The sequence below is a fragment of the Nocardia sp. NPDC050435 genome, from assembly GCF_040655395.1.
GTDB lineage: Bacteria > Actinomycetota > Actinomycetes > Mycobacteriales > Mycobacteriaceae > Nocardia.
Genome location: NZ_JBFAJW010000006.1, coordinates 64,447 through 87,972, shown reverse-complemented (window position 1 = coordinate 87,972; position 23,526 = coordinate 64,447). Strand labels below are relative to the sequence as shown.

Below are 23,526 nucleotides of genomic sequence, written 5' to 3'. Positions count from 1 at the left end.
AGAGTGGCATCCATCGGAATGAATATCCGCTTGAAAGCTGAGGAGCGAATAACGTGACTGTCCGGGTAGGCATCAACGGCTTCGGTCGTATCGGACGTAACTTCTTTCGGGCGGTGGAGGCGCAGAAGGCGCTCGGCACCACCGATATCGAAATCGTGGCGGTCAACGACCTCACCGACAACGCGTCCCTGGCAACCCTGCTGAAGTACGACTCGATCCTCGGCCGCCTGCCGCAGGACGTCTCGCTGGACGGCGAGGACACCATCGTGGTCGGCGATCAGCGGATCAAGGCCCTGGCCATCAAGGAGGGCCCGGCGGCCCTGCCCTGGGGCGAGCTGGGCGTCGACGTGGTCGTCGAGTCCACCGGTATCTTCACCGACGCGACCAAGGCCAAGGGCCACCTGGCGGCCGGCGCCAAGAAGGTCATCATCTCCGCGCCCGCCAAGGGCGAGGATCTGACCGTGGTGATGGGCGTCAACGACAACCAGTACGACGGCAGCCAGAACATCATCTCCAACGCCTCGTGCACCACCAACTGCCTGGGCCCGCTGGCCAAGGTGCTCAACGACACCTTCGGCATCGAGCGTGGCCTGATGACCACGATCCACGCCTACACCCAGGACCAGAACCTGCAGGACGGCCCGCACAGCGACCTGCGTCGCGCCCGTGCCGCCGCCCTGAACATCGTGCCCACCGGCACCGGTGCGGCCAAGGCCATCGGCCTGGTGCTGCCCGAGCTGCAGGGCAAGCTGGACGGCTACGCGCTGCGCGTGCCGGTCCCGACGGGCTCGGTCACCGACCTCACCGTCACCCTGGCCAAGTCCGCGTCCATCGACGCGATCAACGAGGCCTACAAGGCCGCGGCCGAGGGCGCGCTGAAGGGCTTCCTGAAGTACAACGTGGACCCGATCGTCTCCAGCGACATCGTCACCGATCCGCACTCCTGCATCTACGACGCGCCGCTGACCAAGGTCATCGACGACCAGGTGAAGGTGGTCGGCTGGTACGACAACGAGTGGGGCTACTCGAACCGTCTCGCCGATCTCATCGGCCTCGTCGGCAAGTCCCTGTGACGCGCATGGCAGTCAAGACTCTGCAGGATCTGCTGGCCGAGGGTGTGGAAGGCCGGGGCGTGCTGGTGCGCTCCGACCTGAACGTGCCGCTCGACGACAACGGTGCGATCACCGATCCGGGGCGCATCATCGCCTCGGCGCCGACCATCCGCGCGCTCGCCGAGGCGGGCGCCAAGGTCGTGGTGACCGCGCATCTGGGCCGCCCGAAGGGCGCCCCGGACCCGAAGCTGTCCCTGGCCCCGGTCGCGGCGCGACTGGCCGCGGAACTGGGCCGCAACGTCCAGCTGGCCGGTGACGTGGTCGGCCAGGACGCCCTGGCGCGTTCGGAGGGCCTCACCGACGGCGACGTGCTGCTGCTGGAGAACATCCGCTTCGACGCCCGCGAGACCAGCAAGGACGACGCCGACCGCAAGAAGCTGGCGCACGCGCTGGTGGAACTGGTCGGCGACGACGGCGCTTTCGTCTCCGACGGCTTCGGCGTCGTGCATCGCAAGCAGGCCTCGGTCTACGACGTGGCCACGCTGCTGCCGCACTACGCGGGCGGCCTGGTCGCCACGGAGGTCGAGGTGCTGCGCAAGCTCACCACCGACACCGAGCGGCCGTACGCGGTCGTGCTGGGCGGCTCCAAGGTCTCGGACAAGCTGGCCGTCATCGAGGCGCTGGCTCCCAAGGTCGACACCCTGGTGATCGGCGGCGGCATGTGCTTCACCTTCCTTGCCGCACAGGGCCTTTCGGTCGGTTCCTCGCTGCTGCAGGAGGAGATGATCGACACCTGCAAGAAACTGCTCGACGAGTACGCCGATGTCATCCACCTGCCGCGCGACATCGTGGTGGCGGACAAGTTCGCCGCCGACGCGGACTCGAAGGTGGTGCCCGCCAACGAGATTCCGGACGGCTGGCTGGGCCTGGACGTGGGCCCGGAGTCGGCGGACCGTTTCGCGGCGCTGCTCACCGAGGCCAAGACGGTGTTCTGGAACGGCCCGATGGGCGTGTTCGAGTTCGAGAAGTTCGCCGCGGGCACCCGCGGGGTCGCCGAGGCGATCCAGAAGGCCACCGAGAAGGGCGCTTTCACCGTGGTCGGCGGCGGCGATTCGGCGGCGGCCGTGCGTGCGCTCGGCCTGCCCGAGGACGGCTTCTCGCACATCTCGACCGGCGGCGGCGCGTCGCTGGAATACCTGGAAGGCAAAGAGCTGCCCGGTATTTCGGTACTGGAGGACTGAACCATGGCTCGTAAACCGCTCATCGCGGGCAACTGGAAGATGAACCTCAATCACCTCGAGGCCATCGCCCTGGTGCAGAAGATCGCCTTCGCACTGCCGGAGAAGTACTTCGAGAAGGTCGACGTGACGGTGATCCCGCCGTTCACCGACCTGCGCAGCGTGCAGACCCTCGTCGAGGGCGACAAGCTGCTGCTCACCTATGGCGCGCAGGATGTCTCGCAGCACGAGTCCGGCGCCTACACCGGCGAGATCAGCGGCGCCATGCTGGCCAAGCTGGGCTGCGCCTTCGTCGTGGTCGGGCACTCCGAGCGCCGCCAGTACCACAGCGAGGACGACGCCACCGTGCTGGCCAAGGCCAAGCAGGCGCTCAAGCACGGGATCACCCCGATCGTGTGCATCGGCGAGGGCCTGAACATCCGTGAGGCCGGCACGCACGTCGAGTACAACCTCGAGCAGCTGCGCGGTTCGCTGAAAGGCCTGACGGCGGAGGAGATCTCGAAGGTCGTCATCGCCTACGAGCCGGTCTGGGCGATCGGCACCGGCAAGGTGGCCTCGGCCGCCGACGCGCAGGAGGTCTGCGGCGCGATCCGCAAGGAGCTGGCCGAGCTGGCCTCCGCGGAGGTCGCCGCCGGTGTGCGCGTGCTCTACGGCGGTTCGGTGAACGCCAAGAACGTCGGCGAGCTGGTCGGCCAGGCCGACATCGACGGCGCGCTCGTCGGCGGGGCTTCGCTCAAGGGTGACGAGTTCGCCACCCTGTCCGCGATCGCCGCGGGCGGCCCGCTGCCCTGATCGGCGGCACGAACTCGATCGGCCCGGTACCGCGCTGCGGTGCCGGGCCGATTGCCGTGTGGGACAGCGGGTTACGGCTGAGTCGCGCGCAACACCAGGCCGTTGCCCTCGGCGGTCATCAGCGTGAGGGTGTCGGCGTCGACGGCGGCGGTCATGGCGGCGTTCAGGACCTTCAGCACGGCGTTCTCCACCTCCATCACGTCGGGCTGACAGACCATCCTGGTGGTGCCGAGGTCGTCGAGCACGATGTTGGCGCCGGCGGGGGTCTGGTCGATGGCGGCCTTGGCGGCGAGGTTGTTGCAGCCGGTACTGCCTGAGACGCCCTTGTCCTTGAAGGTCAGGGTGGGCTTGGACTCCTCGATCGCGACGGAGGCGGTCCGCGCGTCCGGCGTGATGGTCTGGATGAGCCGCCAGACCGTGCCCTCCAGCGGCTTGTCCGGGGTGGCGATCTTCTTGTCCAGCAGGGTGACGGTCTGATCCTGGTTCTTCAGGGTCAGCGTGTTGTCCTTCAGCTCCCAGGACGGCGCGGAGGTGAGCAGGGCCGACATCCATTCGTCGGCGCGGGCGCGGTCGCCCTCGCAGCCCATCAGGGTGGTGGCCAGCTGGCCCGCCGTGAGCGTGTTGTTGTCCAGGGTGACCGGCGCCGACCCGGTGTTGCAGCCGGCCGTGCCGCTGACGCGGCCGTCGGCGGTGAAGGTGAGGGTGAGCGGGCCACCGCCGGGGATCTGCGGACCCTTGACCTCGGTGGAGATATAGGTGTGGCCCGTCGGGTTCGTCGGCGCGGCCTGGGCGGTGCTGCTGGCGGTGCTCGGGCTCGGGGTCGGGTCGGGGCTGCCGCTGTCATCGCTGCCGCATGCGGTTACGGCGCAGGCGAGCAACAAGATCGGAACGGAGCGCAGGAATGTGGCCGACATGTGCGCGATGCTACCGAGGCCCTCCGGCGGTGCCGGTCAACGCGGCCGTTGAACGGCCCGCCGGAGGTGGAAGGCCCAGGTCAGATCGGCATCCCCAGTGCCGAGGCGAGCGTCTGGCCGATCGCGTTGACGAAGGCCGCCAGCGCACCCGGGTCGGTCAGCTGGGTCAGCACGTCGCGGTTGTTGCAGCCGGTCGGCGCGGGGATGCCGTTGAGCCGGTCGTTGAGCCACAGGGCCGCCGAACCCGCGCCCGCCACGGCGGCGATGCCGTGCTCGCTGAGCAACTCGCGGGTGTAGAAGACGCTCGCGTTCGGATCCTTGCAGTAGGCGTCGTAGGTGCGGTTGACCGCGTTGATCGGCATGACCTCGTCGAGCGGGGCCTCGTAGAGGTAGAGGGGGGAGCGCGGGGCGCCGCGCTTGCCCAGGGTCAGTTCGTCGAGCAGCGGCTGGAGTTCGGGTGCGCTCATCGGGTCACCGCCCGGGTAGTCGAAGAGGCCCTTGATGTTCACGAACGGGAACCCGGCGAACTGCAAGGCCACGCACTGGTTTTCGTGCACCACCCGGACAGCCTTGCCGAGCGGGTTCATGTAGCGGTTGATGAAATCGTTCAGCAGCGGATATTCGCGGGCGACGCCGAACAGGCCGCCCAGCACCGCGCCGCCGAAGGCGGAGGTGCCGTTGTTGTAGTCGATCGATTCGCGGATGTCGGCCAGCAGGCCACCGGCGACCGAGCCGACCAGGTTCAGCTCCGGGGCGTAGTCGTCGTGCAGTTCGGCGGCGTGCGCGGTCGGGATCGCGCCGCCCGAGTAGCCCCACAGCGTGGTGCGGGTGGCTGTCCCAGGCAGCCCGGCCGGCTCGAAGTTCTGGGCCGCGCGGATGCCGTCGAGGGTGATCCGGGCGCCGAGCGGGCCGGCCGCGTAGGCGGCGTTGGGCCCCTGGTGATCCGGGATCACGACCGCGTGTCCCAGCTGCAGCATGGCCTGGACTTCGACGAACTCCGCGCCGATCACCGGGTTGAGCGGATTGGGCAGCGAACCCATCTGCAGCGTGTAGGAGGGTGCGCAGTTGATCGACAGCGAATCCTCGGCGAACTGGAACGAGACCAGGCCGCGCTGACCGGTCGGGGCCGGCCGGTGCGGGACGATGACGGTCGCGACCGCGGGGATCGCCTCGCCGCGGGTGTTGGTGCTGCGGTAGGAGACCTGCCAGGCGTTGGTGTTGAGCGGAATGAGCCAGAAGTTGGCGAGATTGACCTGCCGGGCCGAGAGGATCTCACCGGGCCGGGCCGCGGCCACCGTGCCCGGATCGGGCTGGTAGAACGCCGGATCCAGGTAGGGCGGGGCCGGCGGCATCGGGAACGGCAGTGCGGGGGATACCGGAACCGGTTGTGCGGCAACATTATCGGCCATCACAGGGCAAACCGCGACGGTCAGTCCGGCGGCCAGGGCCAGGCAGGCCCGGGTGGCGCGCCGGCCGCGGGCGGTGGTCGTACTCATGCGGGAGACTCCTCGAAGAATGCGCTGGACGGACCGCGCCGACGGTCGCTCAAAAAGAGCGAGCACTTATTTCCTAACTGGGCGTCCCAGACTGTAAATCGCGGGTCGCGGCTGTGTCAACGGTCACGCCACCCGGCTGCTGTAACGACCGCGCGCCGGTGCAGGATGGTCAGCCATGACCTCCCAGCGTCCGCGCCGCACACAGTCCGAACGCCGGGCCGCGACCGTCGCCAAACTCGTGGACGCCACCATCGCGGCCATCGGAGAACTCGGCTACCAGCGCGCCACGGTCCAGGAGATCTGCGGCCGCGCCGGGCTTTCGGTGGGCGCGATGTTCCGGCAGTTCGACAGCCGCCTGGATCTGATCGTGCGCAGCGCCGACGAGATCATCGCCCGCCAGCTCGCCGCCTTCGGCGCGGTGATGGAACAGCTGGGCAGCCAGGAGAATTCGCTCGACACCGCGCTGCGCTTCCTGCGCGACGCGCAGGCGAGCAACCTGACCCACGCCCTGCGCGAGATTTTCCTCGCGGCGCGCTCGGACGCCGAGCTGCGCACCCGGATCGCACCCCAGGTCGAGACCTACTACGCGCGCATGGTTTCCGAGACCGAGCGCACCGCGGTGCTGGCGCGCTTCCCGGCGGAGCGGCGCGAACCGCTGTTCTTCCTTGTCCTGCACGTGTTCTCGGGGCAGGCGGTGGTGCGCGGCGTGGTACCGGACCCGGCCATGGACGACGCGGTGCTGGCCCTGGTCGAGGATCTGCTGCACACCTACGCCGAAAAGCGCTCCGGCGCCTAGGTCGTCATGCGGTTGTGGACGCTGCAGGCGCCGGAGGCGGTCGACGCGCTGCGTGCGCACGGCGCCTATCGCGCCGACTGGTCGCGCGTCACCGGCAACTGGCACACCGCCTTCGCGGACATGGCCGCCGAGATGGGGCGGCGCGGCATCGATTGCGCGGGCGCCCCGCCGATCTGGTGCTGGCGCGGGCGCGCCCGGCAGCGCCGCGCGGTGCGGTCGGTGGCGAGTCTGCTGCTGTCGCACTACGAGTGGGCGCACGGGCGCTGGCTGATCACCCTGCGCGTGCCGGACCGGCTGATCCTGACGAGCTCGTACGGGGCCTGGAACGACTATCTCGGGTTCCGCGGCGGGTACGACTCCGGCCTGGTCGAGGGGCCGCATCGGATGGACTGGACACCGGCCCCGCAATCACGCTGGGACGAAATGCAATACACGATTCCGGAGTTGCGGGCGGAGTGGGTGATCCGGGCCCGCCCGTATCCGCCGGACACGGAGACCCTCGCCGCTGTGCTCGCCGATCCGTATTGCCGCGAGATCTACGAGCGACGCACGCCCGACGGGCCGGACTTCGCGCCCCGCCGCTCCCGGCCTGCCCCGTGATCGGCTACGAGCGATGCGCGCTCTAGGGGCCGGACTACGCGCCCCGCCGCTCCCGGCCTGCCTCGTGATCGGCTACGAGCGACGCGCGCTCGACGGGCCGGACTTCGCCGACGGAGCCGGATTCGCCGCCGGTCGGGGTGATCGCGGACGGTGCCGCCGGACCGGGTGACCGGATCCGGCGATCAGGGTAGGACGTCGACGATGACCCGCGGATCCAGTTCGCGGAGCTTGTCCGGGCGATCGGTCAGACATGACCAGCCGCGATTCACGGCCTCCAGGGTGACGTGACCGGCGGTGACCATGGTGTCGGCGTCGCGGCGGCCGAGCAGGGTGGCGCCCACCTGCCGGCTGGCGGGACCGTCCAGCCCGCGGATCACGGTGTTCGGCAGATCCAGCAGTGCGGACAGGATGTCGTGGCGGCGCGGCGGAATCAGCGCGCGCGCCGCGACCAGGGCAGTCACCGGGATCAGCAGGGTGTTGCCCGCTTCGGAGGTGGTCCAGACGACCGACTGCGCGTACATCACGCGATGCGCCCAGGCGGTTAACGCCGCGGTGTCGAACACGACCCCGCTCAGTTCACTTCGATCGGTCACGTCAGTGCCTCGCTCGCCGCCCCCGCGGCTGTTGCCCCCCGACTGAAGGCCCTCACGCGGCACCGGGGCGGCGCTCGTCGAATTCCTTCTGTGACAACGGCGGCAGGCCCTGCATCGCCCGGGCCCGGTTGATCATCTCCAGCGGTGGCGGGCCGCCGATCACCTCCTCCACCTTGGCGAGGGCTTCGACCCGGTCCACCTCGGCGCGGTCCATGCGGGCCTTCACCGAATCGGCGACATAGGCGGAGACGGAGGCGATCTGACCGCGTTCGCGCCAAATGTCCAGTGTGGCCGCGATTTCCTCGGGGAGGGTGATCGTCACCTTCCGCGTTTTGCGCTCCGCCGTCATGCCGCGATTCTAACGGCGACAGGTCGCTGAACGGGAGGTTTGCCGAGGGTTCCGGGCCGGGATCCGGAGCCGGGCGGCGGCGCGGCGATATGCTCTGGCAAGTGACCACCGCCGACGCCATGACCCCGCTCTCGACCTGGGCGCCGCTGCGTTCGCGGATCTACCGCTCGCTGTGGATCGCGCAATTGGTGTCCAACCTGGGCACGTGGATGCAGACGGTCGGCGCGCAGTGGATTCTGGTCGACGAGCCGAACGCGGCGGCGCTGGTGTCGTTCGTGCAGACCGCGATCACCCTGCCGGTGATGCTGCTGGCGATCCCGTCCGGCGTGCTCGCCGACCTGGTGGACCGCCGCCGGCTGCTGCTCGGGGCGCAGTCGGCGATGGCGGTGCTGGCCGCGGTGCTCGCGGTCGCCACCGCGACCGGGCACACCACGCCCGGCGTCCTGCTGACGCTGCTGTTCCTGATCGGCTGCGGTCAGGCGCTGACCGGACCGGCCTGGCAGGCGATCCAGCCGGAACTGGTTGCGCGTGAGCAGATCCCGGCCGCGTCCGCGCTGGGCAGCATGAACATCAACATCGGGCGCGCGGTCGGGCCCGCGCTGGCCGGTGTGCTGGTGTCGCTGTCCGGGCCGACGCTGGTGTTCGCGCTGAACGCGATCTCCTTCGTCGGAATCGTGGCGGTGCTCGCCGTGTGGCGGCGGCCCGCCACCGCCCGCAAGCTGCCCACCGAGCGCCCGCTGGCCGCGTTGCAGGCCGGGACCCGGTTCATCCGGGCCGCGCCCGCGATCCGGCGGGTGCTGCTGCGCTCGATCCTGTTCATCGCGCCGGCCAGCGCGCTGTGGGCGCTGCTGCCGGTGATCGCGCGCGAGGAACTGGGGCTCTCCTCCTCCGGGTACGGCCTCATGCTGGGCGCGCTGGGACTGGGCGCGGTGCTCGGCGCGCTCGGTCTGTCGCGGATCCGGGCGCTGCTCACGCCCACGCAGCGGTTGACCGCGGCCGCGGTGCTGTTCGGCCTCGCCTCGGCCGGGTCGGCGCTGCTGGGCAGTCTCGCGCTGGTGTTGCTGCTGCTCGTCGGGGCCGGGCTGGCCTGGCTGCTGGCCATGTCGACGATGAACGCGACCATGCAGTTGCTGCTGCCCGGGTGGGTGCGGGCCCGCGGGCTGTCGGTGTATCTGCTGGTGTTCATGGGCGGGCAGGCCATCGGTTCGCTGCTGTGGGGTCTGGTCGCGCACGCGGTCGGCGCGGTGTCGGCGCTGCTCATCGCGGCGGCGTTGCTCGGGTGCAGCGCGATCAGCAGCGTGTGGCTGCCGATCCGGCACAACGCCGAGGACATGGATCTGACGCCGTCGGCGTACTGGCCGGAACCGGCGCTGGTCGTGGAACCCGATCCCGAGGACGGCCCGGTCCTGGTGCTGCGCACCTACGACGTGCCGGCCGAGCACGTGGACGGATTCATGGCCGCGATGGTGTTCGTCGGGCGGTCCCGGCAGCGCACCGGGGCGATGGAGTGGCGGCTCTACCGCGACGTCGGAATGCTGGACCGGTATGTCGAGGCGTTCGTGGTGCGGTCCTGGGCCGAGCACATGCACCAGCATCAGGTGCGCCTGACCGCACAGGACCAGGTGCGTGAGAAAGAGGTGTCGCGCTACACCGTCGGTGAGGACCAGATCACCCACCTGGTCGCCGTCGGCCCGCGTTAGCCGGTGGGTTCCGGCCGGGCCGATTAGGGGCTGGGGTCGGCACCCCATACACTGATCGGCATGCGGATGTTCCTGGATATCCTCCTGATCATCACCAGCGTGCTGCTGGTGCTGCTGGTGCTGCTGCACCGCGCCAAGGGCGGAGGCCTGTCCAGCCTTTTCGGTGGCGGCGTGCAGTCGAGCCTGTCGGGCTCCACCGTCGTCGAGAAGAACCTCGACCGCCTCACCATCTTCACCGGCATCGTTTGGCTGATCGCCATCCTCGGCATCGGCTTGGAGATCAAGTTCGCCTGACCGAGCCCCTCCGCTCGACCATCCAGGACATGCGCCGCGGGACGCCTGAGCGTCACCGCGGCCGCGTCGTTTGCGGCGAGGTTCACCGGAGCCGCAGTATCGCCCACTGGTAGTGCCACCGGCTCTCGCCCGGCCAGGTCAGCCACTGCTCGAGCTCGCCGTGCCGTCGCAGTTCCGCGCGGACGTCGTCGTCGCTACGGAAGCTGAAGAACCGCGCCGGGCCGTGCCCGCTGCCGTTGTCCCACAGTTGTTCGCCGCCGTGCTGCTCGCCCCACAGGCCGATCGCCAGCGGCGCTCCGGGCCGCAGCACGCGCACGATCTCGGTCAGCGCCGCCGTCAGGTCGGCGTCGGCGATGTGCAGCAGCGTGCTCATGGTCCAGCCGGCGCCGAAACTCGCGTCCTCGAACGGAAGCTCGAGCACCGAGGCCCGGTGGGTGTCGAGCCCCAGCGCGCGGGTGACCGCGACGCTCTGCGGGGCGAGGTCGACGCCGGTGTAGGCGAGCCCGGCGGCGGCGAACGCGAGACCGTCGCGGCCCGGGCCGCAGCCGATCTCCAGCAGGTCCGGGACGCTCTCGCGCCGCAGCAGTTCGATGAACTCGGCGCGGCGCTGTAGCCGTGGGGCCGGTAGCTCGCGTGCGGCGCGTTCGCGAATCTCGTTGTCGTAGTACTCGATCAGGTCCGCTTCGCGCTGGGGCCGAGGGGGATGGTCCATAGCTTGATCATGCCGCTCGACCGGTGCCGGGCAGCCCTAGTCCGCGCGCGGCACTCGCCCGTCGAGGTCGGTGAAACCGTAGGCGTCGGCGAGGTCGGCGACGCGGAAGGCCTTGCCGGTGCGCGTTTTCCGGTCGGCGTCCGCCGCCAGGGCGACGACGGCGCGGCCCGGGAAACGGGGAGTTTCGGCCTGGGCGAGGTCGTAGGTGCCTTCGCCGGGAAGGGTGACGAGGCGTTTGCCGTCGGCGTCGGCGGGGACCAGTTGCAGGAGTTCGGTGTCGACGATGCCGGGCCACAGCGAGACCACGGTGACGCCGGTGTCGGCGAGGTTGCGGGCGAAGTCGGCGGTGAGGCGGTCGAGGGCGGTTTTGGCGATGCCGTAGACGGCGTTGTGCATGTAGCGTTCCGCGCCGGGAGACGAGATGTTGACGAGCAGGCCGTCTGCCTCGATCAGCAGGTCGGCGGCGAAGTAGGCGGCCGCGTAATGCGACCGGACGCCGACGTCGAAGGTCTCGTCCCAGGCTTTGGGTGGCACCTCCCAGAACGGCTTGCCGAGCCAGCGGGCGGCGGCGGGGGAGTTGTAGACATTGTTGACCAGGACGTCGAGTTCGCCGTGCTCCTTGCGGACCTGCTCGAAGAGCTGCTGCACCGCCTCGTCGTCGCGATGGTCGCAGATCACCGGGATGCCGGTGCCGCCGAGTTCCTCGATCTGCGCGGCGGTTTCGGCGACCGTGCCGGGCAACCGGCCCGCGGCCGAGGTGCGTCCGGTGACGTACACGGTGGCGCCCGCCGCGCCCAGTTCCAGGGCGATGCCCTTGCCGATGCCGCGGCTCGCGCCGGTGACCACCGCGATCTTTCCGTCGAGCTTTTGCGCTATTCCACTCACGACTCCCAGACACTACCGTGAAAATGAGAACACGTTCTAGGTTTGGAGTCAGTGTGGTGGCAGAACAGGGACCGCGGCATCGTTTCGTGGAAACGGACGGTGCGCGTGTGCATATCGCGGAACAGGGCGAGGGTCACCCGGTGATCTTCTGTCACGGCTTCCCGCATACCTGGTACATGTGGCATCGGCAGCTGCCGGCCGTCGCCCGGGCAGGGTATCGCGCGGTCGCCCCGGACCTGCGTGGATACGGGCGCACGGAAGTCGCGGACGCCCCGGACGCCTACACCAATCGCGCGGTGATCGGCGACCTGCTGGCCCTGCTCGACGACCTCGGGGCCGAGAAGGCGGTCTTCGTCGGCCTGGACTTCGGCGCCCAGCTGGTCTGGGAGCTGGCCTGGCGGGCCCCCGAGCGGATCAGCGGCATCATCGTGCTGAACAACCCGATCCAGCCGCGCCCGCCGAAGGCCCCGTCGGAACTGTGGGCGCGCGCGGCGAAGCGGCACTTCCTGCACCTGGACTACTTCCAGAAGCCCGGCATCGCCGACGCCGAACTCGCCGCCGACCCCAAGGCGTTCCTGCGGCGCGTGTACTACTCGCTCAGCGCCGACTACCACTACCTAGACACCTGGCAGCATCCCGCCGAGGGCACCGGCTACCTCGACGTGCTGCCCGAGGCCCCGGAGCTGCCGTGGCGCTGGCTGGCCGAGAGCGATATCGACACGCTCGCCGCCGATTTCGACCGCACCGGCTTCACCGGCGGCCTGAACTGGTACCGCGCGCTGGACCGCAACTGGGAACTCACCGCCGACTACACGGACGCGAAGATCGAGGTGCCCACCTACTTCATGTACGGCGACCGCGACCCCGACATGGAGGGATTCAGCGGTCGGGACCCCCTGGGCACCATGCAGGCGCATGTTCCCGGCCTGCGTGAGGTCACCAAGATCTCCGACGCCGGGCATCTGGTGCAGTTGGAGCGCACCGACGAGGTGAACGCCCTGCTGGTCGCCCACCTGCGCGACCTGCTGCCGTCGTGAGGCCCACCGGCGGCCGTACCCCGCGGCCGCCGGAAAGACTGCGGCTCATAAGGTTTCGATAAGCGGAGCGGCGGGTCGGACCGGTTACCGTCGCGCCATGAGTTACAGCCTGAGCCTCTACCTGGTCGACCTGGCCACCGCGCGTTCCGCGATCGGCTCCGAGGACGACAAGCTGCGGCGCATGATGGGCGGGCGATTCCAGGCCCGTTTCGCGCACGACGACGAGTACTGGGCCGACGATATCGCGGCGGGCGCGCCCAGGAAATACGACGCGGTCCGGGCGGTGATCGACGGCGGCCCGTTCGACACCGCCTACGCCCACCTGTACGGGTATGCCTACCAATCGATCTGCGAGTTCCACGGGCGTTTCCTCGACAACAGCTCGTTCAGCCCGTTCCGGGGGCGCTGGCTGGAGTTGGTCGACGAGGGTATGAAGGAACTCGGACTCGACGCCCGGGTCAGCGACTTCTGGTACGGCAGCCTGCCCGCCGGGCTGCCGCGCCCGGACTTCGTGCCGGGTTACGGCGAATGGAGCGCCGGCGACTGCGCGACCCTGCTGCGACAGTGGGCCGCCACGACGCCGGAGCAGTACGCCGAACTCGACCCCTACGTCCTCGAAGCCATCGAATCCTGTGTCGGCTGGGCCCGGGCCGCCCGCGCCCAGCCGGGCAAGGGTGTCGCGGGCTTCTTCTTCTGAGCCCTACCGGTACTCCGCGGCCAGCGCCGGATACTCCGACCACCGCGGCAGTGACTGGCCGGTCAGGTAGGCGCTGAGGCGGTCCAGAACGTATTGCCAGCGCGGGCCGACGTCGGGCGCTTCGGCCGGGCAGAGATGACGGCGGACGAGCTCCAGATTGGTGACCACACCGATCTGGGTGAGCCGCAGTTCGACCAGGCAGCCGTCGAGATGCACCAGCAGCTCGTGCGGCGCGACGCAGTGCTCGACGCGGATCGCGACCGGCCCCGGCACCGGGCCGTCCAGCGGCTCCAGGGTGAGGGTGCCGTTGCCGCCGGTGACCGTGCCGAGCCAGCGGGCGAGCTGGCCGCGGTGCGTGCAGGCCGACCAGAGGTCCAGGACCGGCAGGCGGAACGATCGCAGGTAGTGCACCAGCACGAGGTCGGCGTCGCGTTCGTGCTCGGGACGCACTTCGCCGAGCGTGGACATCGTGGTCATGCGGCTGTCCTTCCCCTGCGGGCGGTGGTCCGTCCACTGTATTTCCCCTGCGTGGCGGGTGAATCGGAAACACGCCAAACGAGCACGCGTGCCTTATTCGGCGAGCAGTTTGCCCGCCGCCGTCTCGATCGCGGATTCGTCGAGCAGCACGGTGGCGGCCGCCGGTCCCAGCGGGATGAAACTGTCGACGCTGGTGACCCGCGCGACGCGGCCCTCGAACCCGCCGTCGATCAGGGCCGCGCAGACCGCCTCGGAAACGCCGCCGCTGCGCCGGGTTTCGTCGACCACCAGCACGCGGCCGGTGGCGCGGGCGTGCTCGAGCAGGTCGGGCACCGGCAGCGGCGCGAGCCAGCGCAGATCGAGGATCCGGACGCCGTGACCGTGTTCGTGCAGCCGGTGCGCCGCCCGCAGACTCATCGGGACGCCGTTGCCGAAGGTGACGATGGTGAGGTCGGCGCCGTCGCCGTAGCAGCGGGCGCTGCCCAGCTCCACGTGCTCCCCGGACAGCGGCGCGGGCCAGGAATCGTCGCCGGTGTGCAGGTCACGGGTGTGATAGAGCGCGATGGGCTCGACGAAGACGCAGACCCGCCCGTCCACCCGCGCCGCGGAGACGCAGGTGCGCAGCAGGGCGGCGGCGTCGTCGGCGCGGGCGGGCACGGCAATGACCAGCCCGGGGATGTCGCGCAGCGCGGCCAGCGAATTGTCGTTGTGGAAGTGGCCGCCGAAGCCCTTCTGGTAGGCCAGGCCGGCGATCCGCACCACCATCGGGTTGCGGTAGCGGCCGTGCGAGAAGAACGCGAGGGTGGCGGCCTCGCCGCGTAGCTGGTCCGCCGCGTTGTGCAGGTAGGCGAGATACTGGATCTCCGGGATCGGCACGAACCCGGCCAGGCCCGCCCCGAGCGCGGTGCCCAGCACGCTCTGCTCGTCGAGCAGGGTATCGAAGACCCGGCGGGCCCCGAACTGCTTCTGCAACCCCTTGGTGACGCCGTAGACCCCGCCCTTGCGGCCCACGTCCTCGCCGAACACCAGCACATCGGGATCGCGCGCCAGCAGCTCCGCCAGGGTGCGATTGATCGCCTGCGCCACCGTCATTCGCACGTCACAGGCCGCTCCGGTGCCGACCGTTTCGACGCCGGCGGGCACCGGCCGAGGCGACACCGGGTGGGTCGTCTCGTCGGCGGCGGCACGCAGGACGTCGGCGCGGACCTCGTCGGGGTGCGAGGGGGCCAGCGGGGCGATGACGGCTCCGGCGGAGCTGAGTTTCGGTTCGCGCCAGACCGATTCGGCCGTGGCGGCGACGCGGCGCGCGATCTCGTCGTAGCGGCGCAGGATCTGGCCGGAGGTGGCGAGGCCGCCGGTGACGAGAATGCGGGCGGTGGCGAGCACCGGATCGCGAGCCAGGCCGGCGGTGATCTCGCCGGGGGTGCGGTAGGCGGACTCGACGTCGGAGCCCGCGTGCCCCAGCAGGCGCACGGTCCGCAGGCGCAGGAACGCGGGCCTGCGGTGCTCCCGAACCCACTGTGCGGCAGCCGAAGCGGTGGTCAGCGCGTCGATCAGGTCGCAGCCGTCGGCGTAGAAGTACTGCAACCCGAGCCGCACCCCGTAGGCCTGCTCGATCCAGTCCGGCGGCGTCGGCACGCTGATCCCGATCCCGTTGTCCTCGCAGACGAACAGGATCGGCATCGGAACACCCTGGTGCGCGGTGTGTATCGCGGTATTGATGGCGCCGACCGCGGTGGAATGGTTGGCCGAGGCGTCCCCGAAACTGCACACCACCACCGAATCGGCGGGCCACTCGCTCGCCACGCCGAGCCGCGCGGCCCGGTCCAGCGCGAACGCCAGCCCGACCGCGCGCGGCAGCTGCGAGGCGATGGTGGAGGTCTGCGGAATGATGCTCGCGGGCTTGCTCCCGAAAACCTTGTGCCGCCCCCCGGAGATCGGATCCGCCGCCGCCGCGACGACTCCCAGCAGCACGTCCCGGATCGGATCGAGCTCCGGCACCTGCCGGCACCGCTGCACGAAGAACGCCCCGGACCGATAGTGCAGCAGCGCCGGATCGCCGACCCGCAGCGCCGCCGCTACCGCCGCGTTCCCCTCGTGCCCGGACGACCCGATGCTGTAATAGCCGCGCCGCTGCCGCCCCAGCTCCCGCGCCGCCAGATCCAAATGCCTACTGGCAGCCTGCGATTCGAACAGCTCGAGCAACTCCCGGCGGCCGAAACCCCCGACCGTCCGGGTACCGGCGGGCCCGGGAGCCATCGCCGATACCGCGCTGCGGAATCCCTCGTCCAGATCGACTCGCTGCTCGGTCATGCAGCGATCATTGCCGACGAACACCGTTCAGGTCACCGAAATCCTCGGCGATCCACCGAAAGAGTACTGAGGGACGCGAACTCAGACGCTAAAGTTTCCGGCGCCGAGTGACATCAACACAGCAGACACTCGACACCGGGCAACGCAGTGAATTGGGCCTTGCTGTCGGTCGACACGAGAATTCGGCTTGTAGCAGCCGCGGTTGCGGCAATGATCAGGTCGTGGGCGCCTCGGGGAACACCAGACCTCCGAGCATGTGCCATCAGCCTCGCGTGCGAGCGTGCTACATCGAGTGTGTGATCCTCGATCGGTGTAGCCGCGATGAAGGCATCGACGAATGCCTTCCGCGCACCCTGCCGTGCGGGGTCAGCCAGTTCTACTCCGAGGTACAACTCGGAGGCCGTGATCATGGCGATCACCACGTCATCGGCCGGGCGCAGGAGACCGGCCAGATCGAGCTTGCGCCGCTCGGCGGCAATCACGACCCCGGTGTCCAGGATCAGTCGTCGTCCCACTCTGCGCTCACTCCGTCGATGAGGATTTCACGAGTGGTCTCGACATCATCACCGAAACCTTCGAGCGGTGTATGAGCGGCGAAGAACGCGATGACCTCGGCACCGTTCGCGCGGGCGGCCGGAGTCAGTGTTGCGATCCGGCGCCCGCCGCGAGTGATGGTGATCGTCTCGCCGTGTTCGGCCTCGTCGAGCACCGCCGATAGGTTGCGCGCAACCTCGGTAGCGGTCATGACCTTCATGGGAATCATATTATCTGATTCGCTGCGGACGGCAGTTCGGATCGGTCAGCGTCGTAGCTGGGCGGCGGCTTCCTGATCCAGCAGCCAGAGGGTGGACTCCGTGCCCTGGGCCCCCGCGGCGGGGATGTCGACCGGCTTCGCGCCGCCGATCGCGGCGGCGACCGCTTCGGCCTTCGCCGAACCGCCCACGATCAGCATCACGTGGCGGCTGCGGCGGACGGCGGGCAGGGTCAGCGTGACTCGGACCGGCGGGGGCTTGGGCGAATTCACGACCGCGACGACGAGTTCGTGCGCCTCGCGCACCGCGTCGGTGTCCGGGAACAGCGAGTTGACGTGGCCCTCGCCGCCCATGCCGAGCAGGTGCAGATCGAAGGAGCCGTGCTCGGCGAGGTGGGCGTGCACCGCCGCGGAGTACTCGGCCGCGGCCTCCGTGGGATCGGGGTATTCGCCGTCGGAGGCGGCGACCGGGTGCACCCGCGCCGGATCGACCGGGACGTGGTCGAGCAGCGCCTCGCGCGCCTGCAACTCGTTGCGCTCGGCGTCGGCGACGGGCACGAAACGCTCATCACCCCAGAAGATGTCGAGCCGCGACCAGTCGACGGCGCCGGGCGCCTTGCGGACCTGTTCCAGCATGCCGATGCCGGTGCCGCCGCCGGTGAGCACCACCGAGGCCGAGCCGCGCGCGGCCTGGGCGGCCGTCACGATCTCGACGAAACGAGCGGCGGCCGCGGTGACGAGGGCGTCGGGATCCGGGTGGACTTCGACGGTGTCGGCGGGAGTGCGGTCAGTCATAGATCACCTTCTCGATTCCGGCGAGGGCCTCGACATAGATGTCGTCGGCGTCCAAACGGCGCAACTCCTCGGCGAGGCAGTCGCGAGTTTCCCGGCGCGCCAGGGCGATCCGCTGATCGGGATCCCCGGTGCGGGTCAGGGTGGCGGTGGTGCCGTGCTGCGGGCGCTGGATCGCGATGGACACCGACTCGCGGTGCAACTCCACCCGCAGCTCCCCGGTCTGGCGATGCACCGGGCAGCCGAGCCGCTCGGCCAGCCAGCCGGCCAGCATGTCCAGCGCCGGCTCCTCGCGCAGGCCGGAGATGGTGACCCGCTCGATCGGTTCGTAGGGCGGTTCGTCCAGCGCGGCGGTGAGCAGCGCCCGCCAGTAGGTGATCCGGCTCCACGCCAGATCGGTGTCGCCCGGCGCGTAGGAATCCTGGCGCTTCTTGATGGTGGCCTGCGGATCCGGCGCGAACGTCGCGTCGGTGATGCGGCGGGTCGCCAGGCGGCCCACCGAATCCTTGGACGGGAACTCCGGCGCGCCCCGCGGCCACCAGGCGACCACGGGAGTGTCGGGCAGCAGGAACGGGATCACCACGCTGGATTCGTGATTGATCAGCTCGCCCTGCAGGCGCAGCACGATGACCTCGGCCGCGCCGGCGTCGCCGCCCACGCGGATCTGCGCGTCCAGCTTGGTCGGCTGTTCCCGATCCCCGCGCGCGAGCACCACGACCCGGCAGGGGTGTTCGCGGCTGGCGTCGTTGGCCGCGTCGATCGCGTCCTCGGCCTCGGAGCTGTCCAGCGTGCACACCACGAGGGTGAGCACCCGGCCCATGGTGATGACACCGTTGCTCTCGCGCAACTGCACCAGGCGCTTGGTGACCGCGCCGGTGGTGGTGTCGAGCATGTCGACGATCACGGGCGCCGCCATTCGCGGCCGGTGCGGGCCAGCATCTTCTCCGCCGATTCCGGACCCCAGGTGCCCGCCTCGTAGGCCTCGGGTTTACCGCCCGCGGCCCAGTGGTCGAGCACCGGATCCAGGATGCTCCAGGACAATTCGACCTCCTCGTTCACCGGGAACAGGGACGGCACGCCGAGCAGCACGTCCAGGATCAGGCGCTCGTAGGCCTCGGGGGAGGACTCGGTGAACGCCTCGCCGTAGCTGAAATCCATGTTGACGTCGCGCACCTCCATGCTCGATCCGGGCACCTTGGAGCCGAATCGCATGGTGATGCCCTCGTCCGGCTGCACCCGGATGACCAGCGCGTTCTGGCCGAGTTCCTCGGTCATGGTCTGATCGAAGGGCAGGTGCGGGGCCCGCTTGAACACGATCGCGATCTCGGTGACCCGCCGGCCCAGCCGTTTGCCGGTGCGCAGATAGAACGGCACCCCGGCCCAGCGCCGGGTATCGACCTCCAGGGTGATGGCGGCGTAGGTCTCGGTGCGCGACTGCGGGTCGAAACCCTCCTCGTCGGACAGCCCGACCACGTGCTCGCCGCCCTGCCAGCCTTCGGAGTACTGACCGCGCGCGGTCGTCTCGTCCAGCGGCTCGACCAGTTTCGTCGCCGAGAGCACCTTGATCTTCTCGGTCTGCAACTGCTTGGGCTGGAAGCTGATCGGCTCCTCCATCGCCGTCAGCGCGAGCAGCTGCAGCAGATGGTTCTGGATGACGTCGCGCGCCGCGCCGATGCCGTCGTAGTAGCCCGCGCGCCCGCCCAGGCCGATGTCCTCGGCCATGGTGATCTGCACGTGGTCGACGTAGTTGGCGTTCCAGATCGGGTCGAACAGCTGGTTGGCGAAGCGCAGCGCCAGCAGGTTCTGCACCGTCTCCTTGCCGAGGTAGTGATCGATGCGGAACACCGTCTCCTCGGGGAACACGCCGTTGACCAGCGCGTTGAGTTCGACGGCGCTCTTCAGGTCGTGCCCGAAGGGCTTCTCGATCACCACGCGCCGCCACGGCTTGCGCCCGTCACCGTTGCCGGTGGACTGGGCCAGCCCGTGCTCGGAGAGCTGGTCGAGCACCACCGGGAACATGTCCGGCGGAATCGACAGGTAGAAGGCGTGATTGCCGCCGGTGCCGCGTTCCTTGTCCAGTTTCGCGAGTGTCTCGGCGAGCTTGGCGAAGGCCGCGTCGTCGTCGAAGGTGCCCTGCACGAAGCGGAAACCCTCGGCCAGGTGATCCCAGACCGCCTGGCGGAACGGGGTGCGGGCGTGCGCCTTCACCGCGTCCAGGACGACCTGGGTGAAATCCTCGTCCGCGTAATCGCGGCGGGCGAAGCCGACCAGGGCGAAACCCGGGGGCAGCAGCCCCCGGTTCGCCAGGTCGTAGATGGCCGGCATCAGTTTCTTCCGGGACAGATCACCGGTGACCCCGAAGATCACCATGCTGCACGGGCCCGCGATCCGGGGAACCCGTTTATCCCGCTCGTCACGCAGCGGGTTCTTGCTGACCTCTGCTGTGCCGGCCATCGTCGTCAGTTGCTCCCCGCTCCGCGCAGCTCGGCGCCGGTGGCGGAAAGCAGTTCCTCCCAGGACTTCTCGAACTTCTCCACGCCTTCGGTCTCGAGCACGGCGAACACGTCGTCGAGATCGATGCCGACCGCGCTGAGCTGATCGAAGACCTGCTGCGCCGCCTCGGCGGCGCCGCTCAGGGTGTCGCCGCGAGTCTCGCCGTGATCGGCGAAGGCCTCGAGCGTTTTCTCCGGCAGGGTGTTCACCGTGTTGGTCGCGACCAGCTCGGTGACGTAGAGGGTGTCGGAGTAATCCGGGTTCTTCACGCCGGTGGACGCCCACAGCGGCCGCTGCCGGTTGGCGCCGGCCGAGGCCAGGTGCTGGTAGGTGGAGGTGTGCGCGCCACCGTCGAACACGTCCTGGTACTCGGCGTAGGCCAGGCGGGCGTTGGCGACGCCGGCCTTGCCGCGCAGCGCCAGCGCCTCGTCGGAGCCGATCGCTTCCAGGCGCTTGTCGATCTCGGTGTCCACGCGGGAGACGAAGAACGAAGCGACGGAATGGATCTTGGCCGGATCGTGGCCCGCGGCCTTGGCCTTGGTGATGCCGTCCAGGTAGGAGCCCATCACGGCGCGGTAGCGCGGGACGGAGAAGATCAGCGTCACGTTGACGCTGATGCCCTCGGCCAGCACCGCGCTGATCGCGGGCAGGCCCGCCTCGGTCGCGGGGATCTTGATGAACAGGTTCGGGCGGTCCACCGTTTTCCACAGGTCGATGGCCTGGGCGACGGTCTTCTCCGCGTCGAAGGCGAAGCGCGGGTCGACCTCGATGGAGACCCGGCCGTCGACGCCGCCGGAGGCCTCGAAGACCCCGGCGAACACGTCACAGGCGGAGCGGACATCGTCGGTGGTGATGGTGCGGATCGCGGCGTCCACGTCCACGCCCTGCGCGGCAAGCTCTTTCACCTGCTTGTCGTAGGCGTGGCCCTGGCTCAGCGCACCCTGGAAGATGGTCGGGTTGGTGGTGACGCCGACGACGCTGCGGGTCTCGATCAGTTCGGCGAGGTTGCCGGACTGGATGCGATCCCGGGAGAGGTCGTCGAGCCAGACCGATACGCCGGCCTGGGAGAGGGCGACGAGATTCTCGTTCTGTGCCATGGGTTTATCCCTTCACGTTCTCGAGCGTGCGCTGCGCGGCAGCGACAACAGCGTCGGTGGTGATCCCGAACTCGCGGAACAGGGTCTTGAAATCGGCCGAGGCGCCGAAGTGCTCGATCGAGACCATCTCGCCCGCGTCACCGACGAAACGGTGCCACGGCATCGCGATGCCGGCTTCGACCGAGACCCGCGCCCGGACCGAGGGCGGCAGCACCTCGTCGCGGTAGGCCTTGTCCTGCGCGTCGAACCACTCCACGCACGGCATCGAGACCACGCGGGTTCCGATGCCCTGCGCCTCCAGCGTAGTCCGCGCGTCGACGGCGAGCTGGAGCTCGGAGCCCGTGGCGATCAGGATCACCTGGGGGGTGCCGGTCGAGGCCTCGGCCAGCACGTAGCCGCCCTTGCGCACGCCCTCGTAGCTGGTGCCCTCCTGGATCGGCAGATCCTGGCGGGTCAGCGCCAGCGCGGACGGGCCGTCCTGATGCGGGGGCTCCGACACCGAGAAGTGCGAGGTGTGCTCGGCCGAATCGCGCTCCAGGATGGTGCGCCAGGCGTAGGTGGTCTCGTTGGCGTCGCCGGGGCGCACCACGTTCAGGCCCGGGATGGCGCGCAGCGCGGCCAGGTGCTCGATCGGCTGGTGCGTGGGGCCGTCCTCGCCCAGGCCGATGGAGTCGTGGGTCCAGACGTAGATCGCGGGGACGCGCATCAGCGCGGCCAGGCGCACGGCCGGGCGCATGTAGTCGGAGAACACCAGGAAGGTGCCGCCGTACGGGCGGGTCGGGCCGTGCAGCGCGATGCCGTTCAGGATGGCGCCCATGGCGTGCTCGCGGACGCCGAAATGCAGTGTGCGGCCGTACGGTTCGGCCTTCCACATGCCGGTCGAGATGGTCTCCGGGCCGAAGCTCGGGGTGTCGGGCATGGTGGTGTTGTTGGACTCGGCGAGGTCGGCCGAACCGCCCCACAGTTCCGGCAGCACCGGCGCGAGGGCGGCGAGCACCTTGCCGGAGGCCTTGCGGGTGGCCATGCCCTTCGGGTCCGCGTCGTAGGTGGGCAGGCTCTCGGCCCAGCCCTTGGGCAGATCGCGGGTGGCCAGGCGGTCGAACAGTTCCTTGTTCTCCGGGTTGGCCGCGGCCCACGCGTCGAACTGCTGCTGCCACTCCCGGTGCGCCGCCTGACCGCGCTCGACGGCCTTGCGGGTGTGCTCGATGACCTCGGGGGCCACGTCGAAGTTCTTCTCGGGATCGAAGCCGAGGATCTTCTTGGTGGCGGCCACCTCGTCGGCGCCCAGCGCGGCGCCGTGCGCGGCGCCGGTGTTCATCTTGTTCGGGGCCGGGTAGCCGATGATGGTGCGCAGCACGATGATCGAGGGCTTGCCGGTCTCGGCCTTGGCCGCGGCCAGCGCCGCCTCGATCGCGACGACATCCTCGCCGCCCTCGACGACCTGCACGTGCCAGCCGTAGGCCGCGTAGCGCGCCGCCACGTCCTCGGTGAAGGCGATGGTGGTGTCGTCCTCGATGGAGATCTTGTTGTCGTCGTAGATCAGGACCAGGTTGCCCAGCTGCTGGGTACCCGCCAGCGACGACGCCTCGGAGGTGACACCCTCCTCCATGTCGCCGTCGGAGGCGATGACGTAGATGAAGTGGTCGAACGGGCTGGCGCCCGGCGCGGCCGACGGATCGAACAGGCCGCGCTCGCGGCGCGCCGCCATCGCCATGCCGACGGCGGAGGCCAGACCCTGGCCCAGCGGGCCGGTGGTGATCTCGACGCCGTCGGTGTGCCGGAACTCCGGGTGGCCCGGGGTCAGCGAACCCCACTTGCGCAGGGTCTTCAGATCGTCCAGCTCGAGGCCGAAACCGGCCAGGTACAGCTGGATGTACTGGGTGATGCTGGAGTGGCCGCAGGACAGCACGAAACGGTCCCGGCCGACCCAGCTCGGATCGCTCGGGTCGTGGCGCATGACGCGCTGGTAGAGCGAGTACGCCAGCGGCGCCAGGCTCATCGCGGTGCCGGGATGACCGTTTCCGGCGTTCTGGATCGAATCGGCGGCCAGCACGCGTACCGTGTCGACGGCCTTGGTGTCGAGATCCGTCCAATCGTCCGGGTGGTTCGGCTGAGTGAGGGCGCGGATGTCGTCTGTCACTGACACGACCGAGGTTCTCCTGACATTGGGTTTCGGCTGGCCGTTTCGAGCGACCTGCATGCAGTCGCAAGCGACCGGGGGAGCGGTGTCCCCACCACCCTAGATGTGCCCCGTGACCGGCTGAGCGGGAACCCGGGTTACCGGCGCGTATTGCCCACTACCGACCGGTCGCTACCCCGGCACACCGGGGCGCGAGCAGGTGCACCACCGGCGAGGGTCTACCATCCTCTGTAGTAGTTGCCGCGCCGTAGGGGCCGCGCACTGCTGATTCCATGGCCGGATGCGATGCACAAACGTGCGAGGAGAGA

24 protein-coding genes are annotated in these 23,526 nt (G+C 69.6%); 9 read left to right on the top strand and 15 right to left on the bottom strand.

The features are described from left to right. Nucleotides 1-53 precede the first annotated feature (53 nt). The 3 genes from gap to tpiA are packed head-to-tail and all read left to right on the top strand — an operon-like array spanning nucleotide 54 to nucleotide 3,082. Entirely contained in the window at nucleotides 54-1,073 is a 1,020-nt protein-coding gene (gene gap / locus AB0I43_RS19750; RefSeq protein ID WP_356978119.1) for a type I glyceraldehyde-3-phosphate dehydrogenase, read from the top strand. A 5-nt stretch (nucleotides 1,074-1,078) separates the two neighbouring features. Continuing rightward, the gene (locus tag AB0I43_RS19745) at nucleotides 1,079-2,293 is read left to right on the top strand and encodes a phosphoglycerate kinase (RefSeq protein WP_356978117.1); all 1,215 of its coding nucleotides are present in this window, start codon (nucleotides 1,079-1,081) and stop codon (nucleotides 2,291-2,293) included. Nucleotides 2,294-2,296: 3 nt separating this feature from the next. Then, nucleotides 2,297-3,082 carry a triose-phosphate isomerase gene (gene tpiA / locus AB0I43_RS19740; RefSeq protein WP_356978115.1) on the top strand — a complete coding sequence of 262 codons (786 nt, stop codon included), beginning with the start codon at nucleotides 2,297-2,299 and terminating at the stop codon, nucleotides 3,080-3,082. A gap of 71 nt (nucleotides 3,083-3,153) precedes the next feature. Here the strand turns inward: tpiA and AB0I43_RS19735 are convergent, their stop codons facing one another. Beyond that, entirely contained in the window at nucleotides 3,154-3,996 is an 843-nt protein-coding gene (locus AB0I43_RS19735; protein WP_356978114.1) for an META domain-containing protein, read from the bottom strand. Between the two features lie 80 nt (nucleotides 3,997-4,076). Then, nucleotides 4,077-5,492: a lipase family protein gene (locus AB0I43_RS19730; RefSeq protein ID WP_356978113.1), complete on the bottom strand. Its 1,416-nt coding sequence runs from the start codon at nucleotides 5,490-5,492 to the stop codon at nucleotides 4,077-4,079. Between the two features lie 175 nt (nucleotides 5,493-5,667). Here AB0I43_RS19730 and AB0I43_RS19725 point away from each other — a divergent pair, with 175 nt between their 5' ends. Both AB0I43_RS19725 and AB0I43_RS19720 read left to right on the top strand, forming a co-directional pair. Further along, complete coding sequence (locus AB0I43_RS19725; RefSeq protein WP_356978112.1) at nucleotides 5,668-6,288, top strand: TetR/AcrR family transcriptional regulator; 621 nt, start codon at nucleotides 5,668-5,670, stop codon at nucleotides 6,286-6,288. Between the two features lie 6 nt (nucleotides 6,289-6,294). Next, complete coding sequence (locus AB0I43_RS19720) at nucleotides 6,295-6,888, top strand: hypothetical protein (RefSeq protein WP_356978110.1); 594 nt, start codon at nucleotides 6,295-6,297, stop codon at nucleotides 6,886-6,888. A gap of 182 nt (nucleotides 6,889-7,070) precedes the next feature. Here the strand turns inward: AB0I43_RS19720 and AB0I43_RS19715 are convergent, their stop codons facing one another. Both AB0I43_RS19715 and AB0I43_RS19710 read right to left on the bottom strand, forming a co-directional pair. Continuing rightward, nucleotides 7,071-7,481, bottom strand: a complete 411-nt coding sequence (locus AB0I43_RS19715; protein WP_356978109.1) for a hypothetical protein — start codon at nucleotides 7,479-7,481, stop codon at nucleotides 7,071-7,073. 52 nt (nucleotides 7,482-7,533) lie between these two features. Continuing rightward, nucleotides 7,534-7,830: a hypothetical protein gene (locus AB0I43_RS19710; RefSeq protein ID WP_356978108.1), complete on the bottom strand. Its 297-nt coding sequence runs from the start codon at nucleotides 7,828-7,830 to the stop codon at nucleotides 7,534-7,536. Nucleotides 7,831-7,949: 119 nt separating this feature from the next. Between AB0I43_RS19710 and AB0I43_RS19705 the strand changes: the two genes are divergently transcribed. Next, entirely contained in the window at nucleotides 7,950-9,530 is a 1,581-nt protein-coding gene (locus tag AB0I43_RS19705; RefSeq protein ID WP_356978251.1) for an MFS transporter, read from the top strand. Between the two features lie 60 nt (nucleotides 9,531-9,590). Further along, the gene (secG, locus tag AB0I43_RS19700; RefSeq protein ID WP_356978106.1) at nucleotides 9,591-9,824 is read left to right on the top strand and encodes a preprotein translocase subunit SecG; all 234 of its coding nucleotides are present in this window, start codon (nucleotides 9,591-9,593) and stop codon (nucleotides 9,822-9,824) included. Between the two features lie 82 nt (nucleotides 9,825-9,906). Here secG and AB0I43_RS19695 read toward each other — a convergent pair whose 3' ends face one another. Together AB0I43_RS19695 and AB0I43_RS19690 are read right to left on the bottom strand one after the other, a co-directional pair. Next, a complete protein-coding gene (locus tag AB0I43_RS19695) occupies nucleotides 9,907-10,536 on the bottom strand; it encodes a class I SAM-dependent methyltransferase (protein WP_356978105.1) in 630 nt (209 codons plus the stop codon). Between the two features lie 36 nt (nucleotides 10,537-10,572). Next, nucleotides 10,573-11,421, bottom strand: a complete 849-nt coding sequence (locus tag AB0I43_RS19690) for an SDR family NAD(P)-dependent oxidoreductase (protein ID WP_356978104.1) — start codon at nucleotides 11,419-11,421, stop codon at nucleotides 10,573-10,575. A gap of 107 nt (nucleotides 11,422-11,528) precedes the next feature. On the opposite strand from AB0I43_RS19690, the gene AB0I43_RS19685 reads away from it, so the two are divergent. Together AB0I43_RS19685 and AB0I43_RS19680 are read left to right on the top strand one after the other, a co-directional pair. Further along, complete coding sequence (locus AB0I43_RS19685) at nucleotides 11,529-12,458, top strand: alpha/beta hydrolase (RefSeq protein WP_356978103.1); 930 nt, start codon at nucleotides 11,529-11,531, stop codon at nucleotides 12,456-12,458. 97 nt (nucleotides 12,459-12,555) lie between these two features. Beyond that, on the top strand, nucleotides 12,556-13,155 hold the full coding sequence (locus AB0I43_RS19680; RefSeq protein WP_356978102.1) for a hypothetical protein: 600 nt from the start codon (nucleotides 12,556-12,558) through the stop codon (nucleotides 13,153-13,155). A gap of 3 nt (nucleotides 13,156-13,158) precedes the next feature. Here AB0I43_RS19680 and AB0I43_RS19675 read toward each other — a convergent pair whose 3' ends face one another. The 9 genes from AB0I43_RS19675 to tkt all read right to left on the bottom strand — a co-directional run bounded on the left by AB0I43_RS19675 (nucleotide 13,159) and on the right by tkt (nucleotide 23,224). Beyond that, nucleotides 13,159-13,632, bottom strand: a complete 474-nt coding sequence (locus tag AB0I43_RS19675; RefSeq protein ID WP_356978100.1) for a hypothetical protein — start codon at nucleotides 13,630-13,632, stop codon at nucleotides 13,159-13,161. Between the two features lie 93 nt (nucleotides 13,633-13,725). Beyond that, complete coding sequence (locus tag AB0I43_RS19670) at nucleotides 13,726-15,945, bottom strand: thiamine pyrophosphate-dependent enzyme (RefSeq protein WP_356978098.1); 2,220 nt, start codon at nucleotides 15,943-15,945, stop codon at nucleotides 13,726-13,728. A gap of 113 nt (nucleotides 15,946-16,058) precedes the next feature. Then, entirely contained in the window at nucleotides 16,059-16,460 is a 402-nt protein-coding gene (locus tag AB0I43_RS19665; RefSeq protein ID WP_356978096.1) for a PIN domain-containing protein, read from the bottom strand. Beyond that, complete coding sequence (locus tag AB0I43_RS19660) at nucleotides 16,445-16,699, bottom strand: type II toxin-antitoxin system prevent-host-death family antitoxin (RefSeq protein WP_356978095.1); 255 nt, start codon at nucleotides 16,697-16,699, stop codon at nucleotides 16,445-16,447. Before AB0I43_RS19660 ends, AB0I43_RS19665 begins: the two co-directional genes overlap by 16 nt. A gap of 45 nt (nucleotides 16,700-16,744) precedes the next feature. Then, entirely contained in the window at nucleotides 16,745-17,491 is a 747-nt protein-coding gene (pgl, locus tag AB0I43_RS19655; protein ID WP_356978093.1) for a 6-phosphogluconolactonase, read from the bottom strand. Further along, entirely contained in the window at nucleotides 17,484-18,392 is a 909-nt protein-coding gene (opcA, locus tag AB0I43_RS19650) for a glucose-6-phosphate dehydrogenase assembly protein OpcA (protein WP_356978249.1), read from the bottom strand. The genes pgl and opcA overlap by 8 nt, the downstream gene beginning before the upstream one ends. Beyond that, nucleotides 18,389-19,942, bottom strand: coding sequence for a glucose-6-phosphate dehydrogenase (gene zwf, locus AB0I43_RS19645; protein WP_356978091.1), 1,554 nt, complete (start codon nucleotides 19,940-19,942; stop codon nucleotides 18,389-18,391). Before zwf ends, opcA begins: the two co-directional genes overlap by 4 nt. Nucleotides 19,943-19,947: 5 nt before the next feature. Further along, a complete protein-coding gene (gene tal / locus AB0I43_RS19640; RefSeq protein WP_356978089.1) occupies nucleotides 19,948-21,078 on the bottom strand; it encodes a transaldolase in 1,131 nt (376 codons plus the stop codon). Between the two features lie 4 nt (nucleotides 21,079-21,082). Continuing rightward, complete coding sequence (gene tkt, locus AB0I43_RS19635; RefSeq protein ID WP_357432497.1) at nucleotides 21,083-23,224, bottom strand: transketolase; 2,142 nt, start codon at nucleotides 23,222-23,224, stop codon at nucleotides 21,083-21,085. Nucleotides 23,225-23,526 lie beyond the last annotated feature (302 nt).

Bases quoted from the DNA above. Each gene is read 5' to 3' on its own strand.
- AB0I43_RS19745 (WP_356978117.1), top strand. From the start codon at position 1,079: ATGGCAGTCAAGACTCTGCAGGATCTGCTGGCCGAGGGTGTGGAAGGC.
- tpiA (WP_356978115.1), top strand. From the start codon at position 2,297: ATGGCTCGTAAACCGCTCATCGCGGGCAACTGGAAGATGAACCTCAAT.
- AB0I43_RS19735 (WP_356978114.1), bottom strand. From the start codon at position 3,996: ATGTCGGCCACATTCCTGCGCTCCGTTCCGATCTTGTTGCTCGCCTGC.
- AB0I43_RS19730 (WP_356978113.1), bottom strand. From the start codon at position 5,492: ATGAGTACGACCACCGCCCGCGGCCGGCGCGCCACCCGGGCCTGCCTG.
- AB0I43_RS19725 (WP_356978112.1), top strand. From the start codon at position 5,668: ATGACCTCCCAGCGTCCGCGCCGCACACAGTCCGAACGCCGGGCCGCG.
- AB0I43_RS19720 (WP_356978110.1), top strand. From the start codon at position 6,295: ATGCGGTTGTGGACGCTGCAGGCGCCGGAGGCGGTCGACGCGCTGCGT.
- AB0I43_RS19710 (WP_356978108.1), bottom strand. From the start codon at position 7,830: ATGACGGCGGAGCGCAAAACGCGGAAGGTGACGATCACCCTCCCCGAG.
- AB0I43_RS19705 (WP_356978251.1), top strand. From the start codon at position 7,950: ATGACCCCGCTCTCGACCTGGGCGCCGCTGCGTTCGCGGATCTACCGC.
- secG (WP_356978106.1), top strand. From the start codon at position 9,591: ATGCGGATGTTCCTGGATATCCTCCTGATCATCACCAGCGTGCTGCTG.
- AB0I43_RS19695 (WP_356978105.1), bottom strand. From the start codon at position 10,536: ATGGACCATCCCCCTCGGCCCCAGCGCGAAGCGGACCTGATCGAGTAC.
- AB0I43_RS19680 (WP_356978102.1), top strand. From the start codon at position 12,556: ATGAGTTACAGCCTGAGCCTCTACCTGGTCGACCTGGCCACCGCGCGT.
- AB0I43_RS19675 (WP_356978100.1), bottom strand. From the start codon at position 13,632: ATGACCACGATGTCCACGCTCGGCGAAGTGCGTCCCGAGCACGAACGC.
- AB0I43_RS19670 (WP_356978098.1), bottom strand. From the start codon at position 15,945: ATGACCGAGCAGCGAGTCGATCTGGACGAGGGATTCCGCAGCGCGGTA.
- AB0I43_RS19660 (WP_356978095.1), bottom strand. From the start codon at position 16,699: ATGAAGGTCATGACCGCTACCGAGGTTGCGCGCAACCTATCGGCGGTG.
- pgl (WP_356978093.1), bottom strand. From the start codon at position 17,491: ATGACTGACCGCACTCCCGCCGACACCGTCGAAGTCCACCCGGATCCC.
- zwf (WP_356978091.1), bottom strand. From the start codon at position 19,942: ATGGCCGGCACAGCAGAGGTCAGCAAGAACCCGCTGCGTGACGAGCGG.
- tal (WP_356978089.1), bottom strand. From the start codon at position 21,078: ATGGCACAGAACGAGAATCTCGTCGCCCTCTCCCAGGCCGGCGTATCG.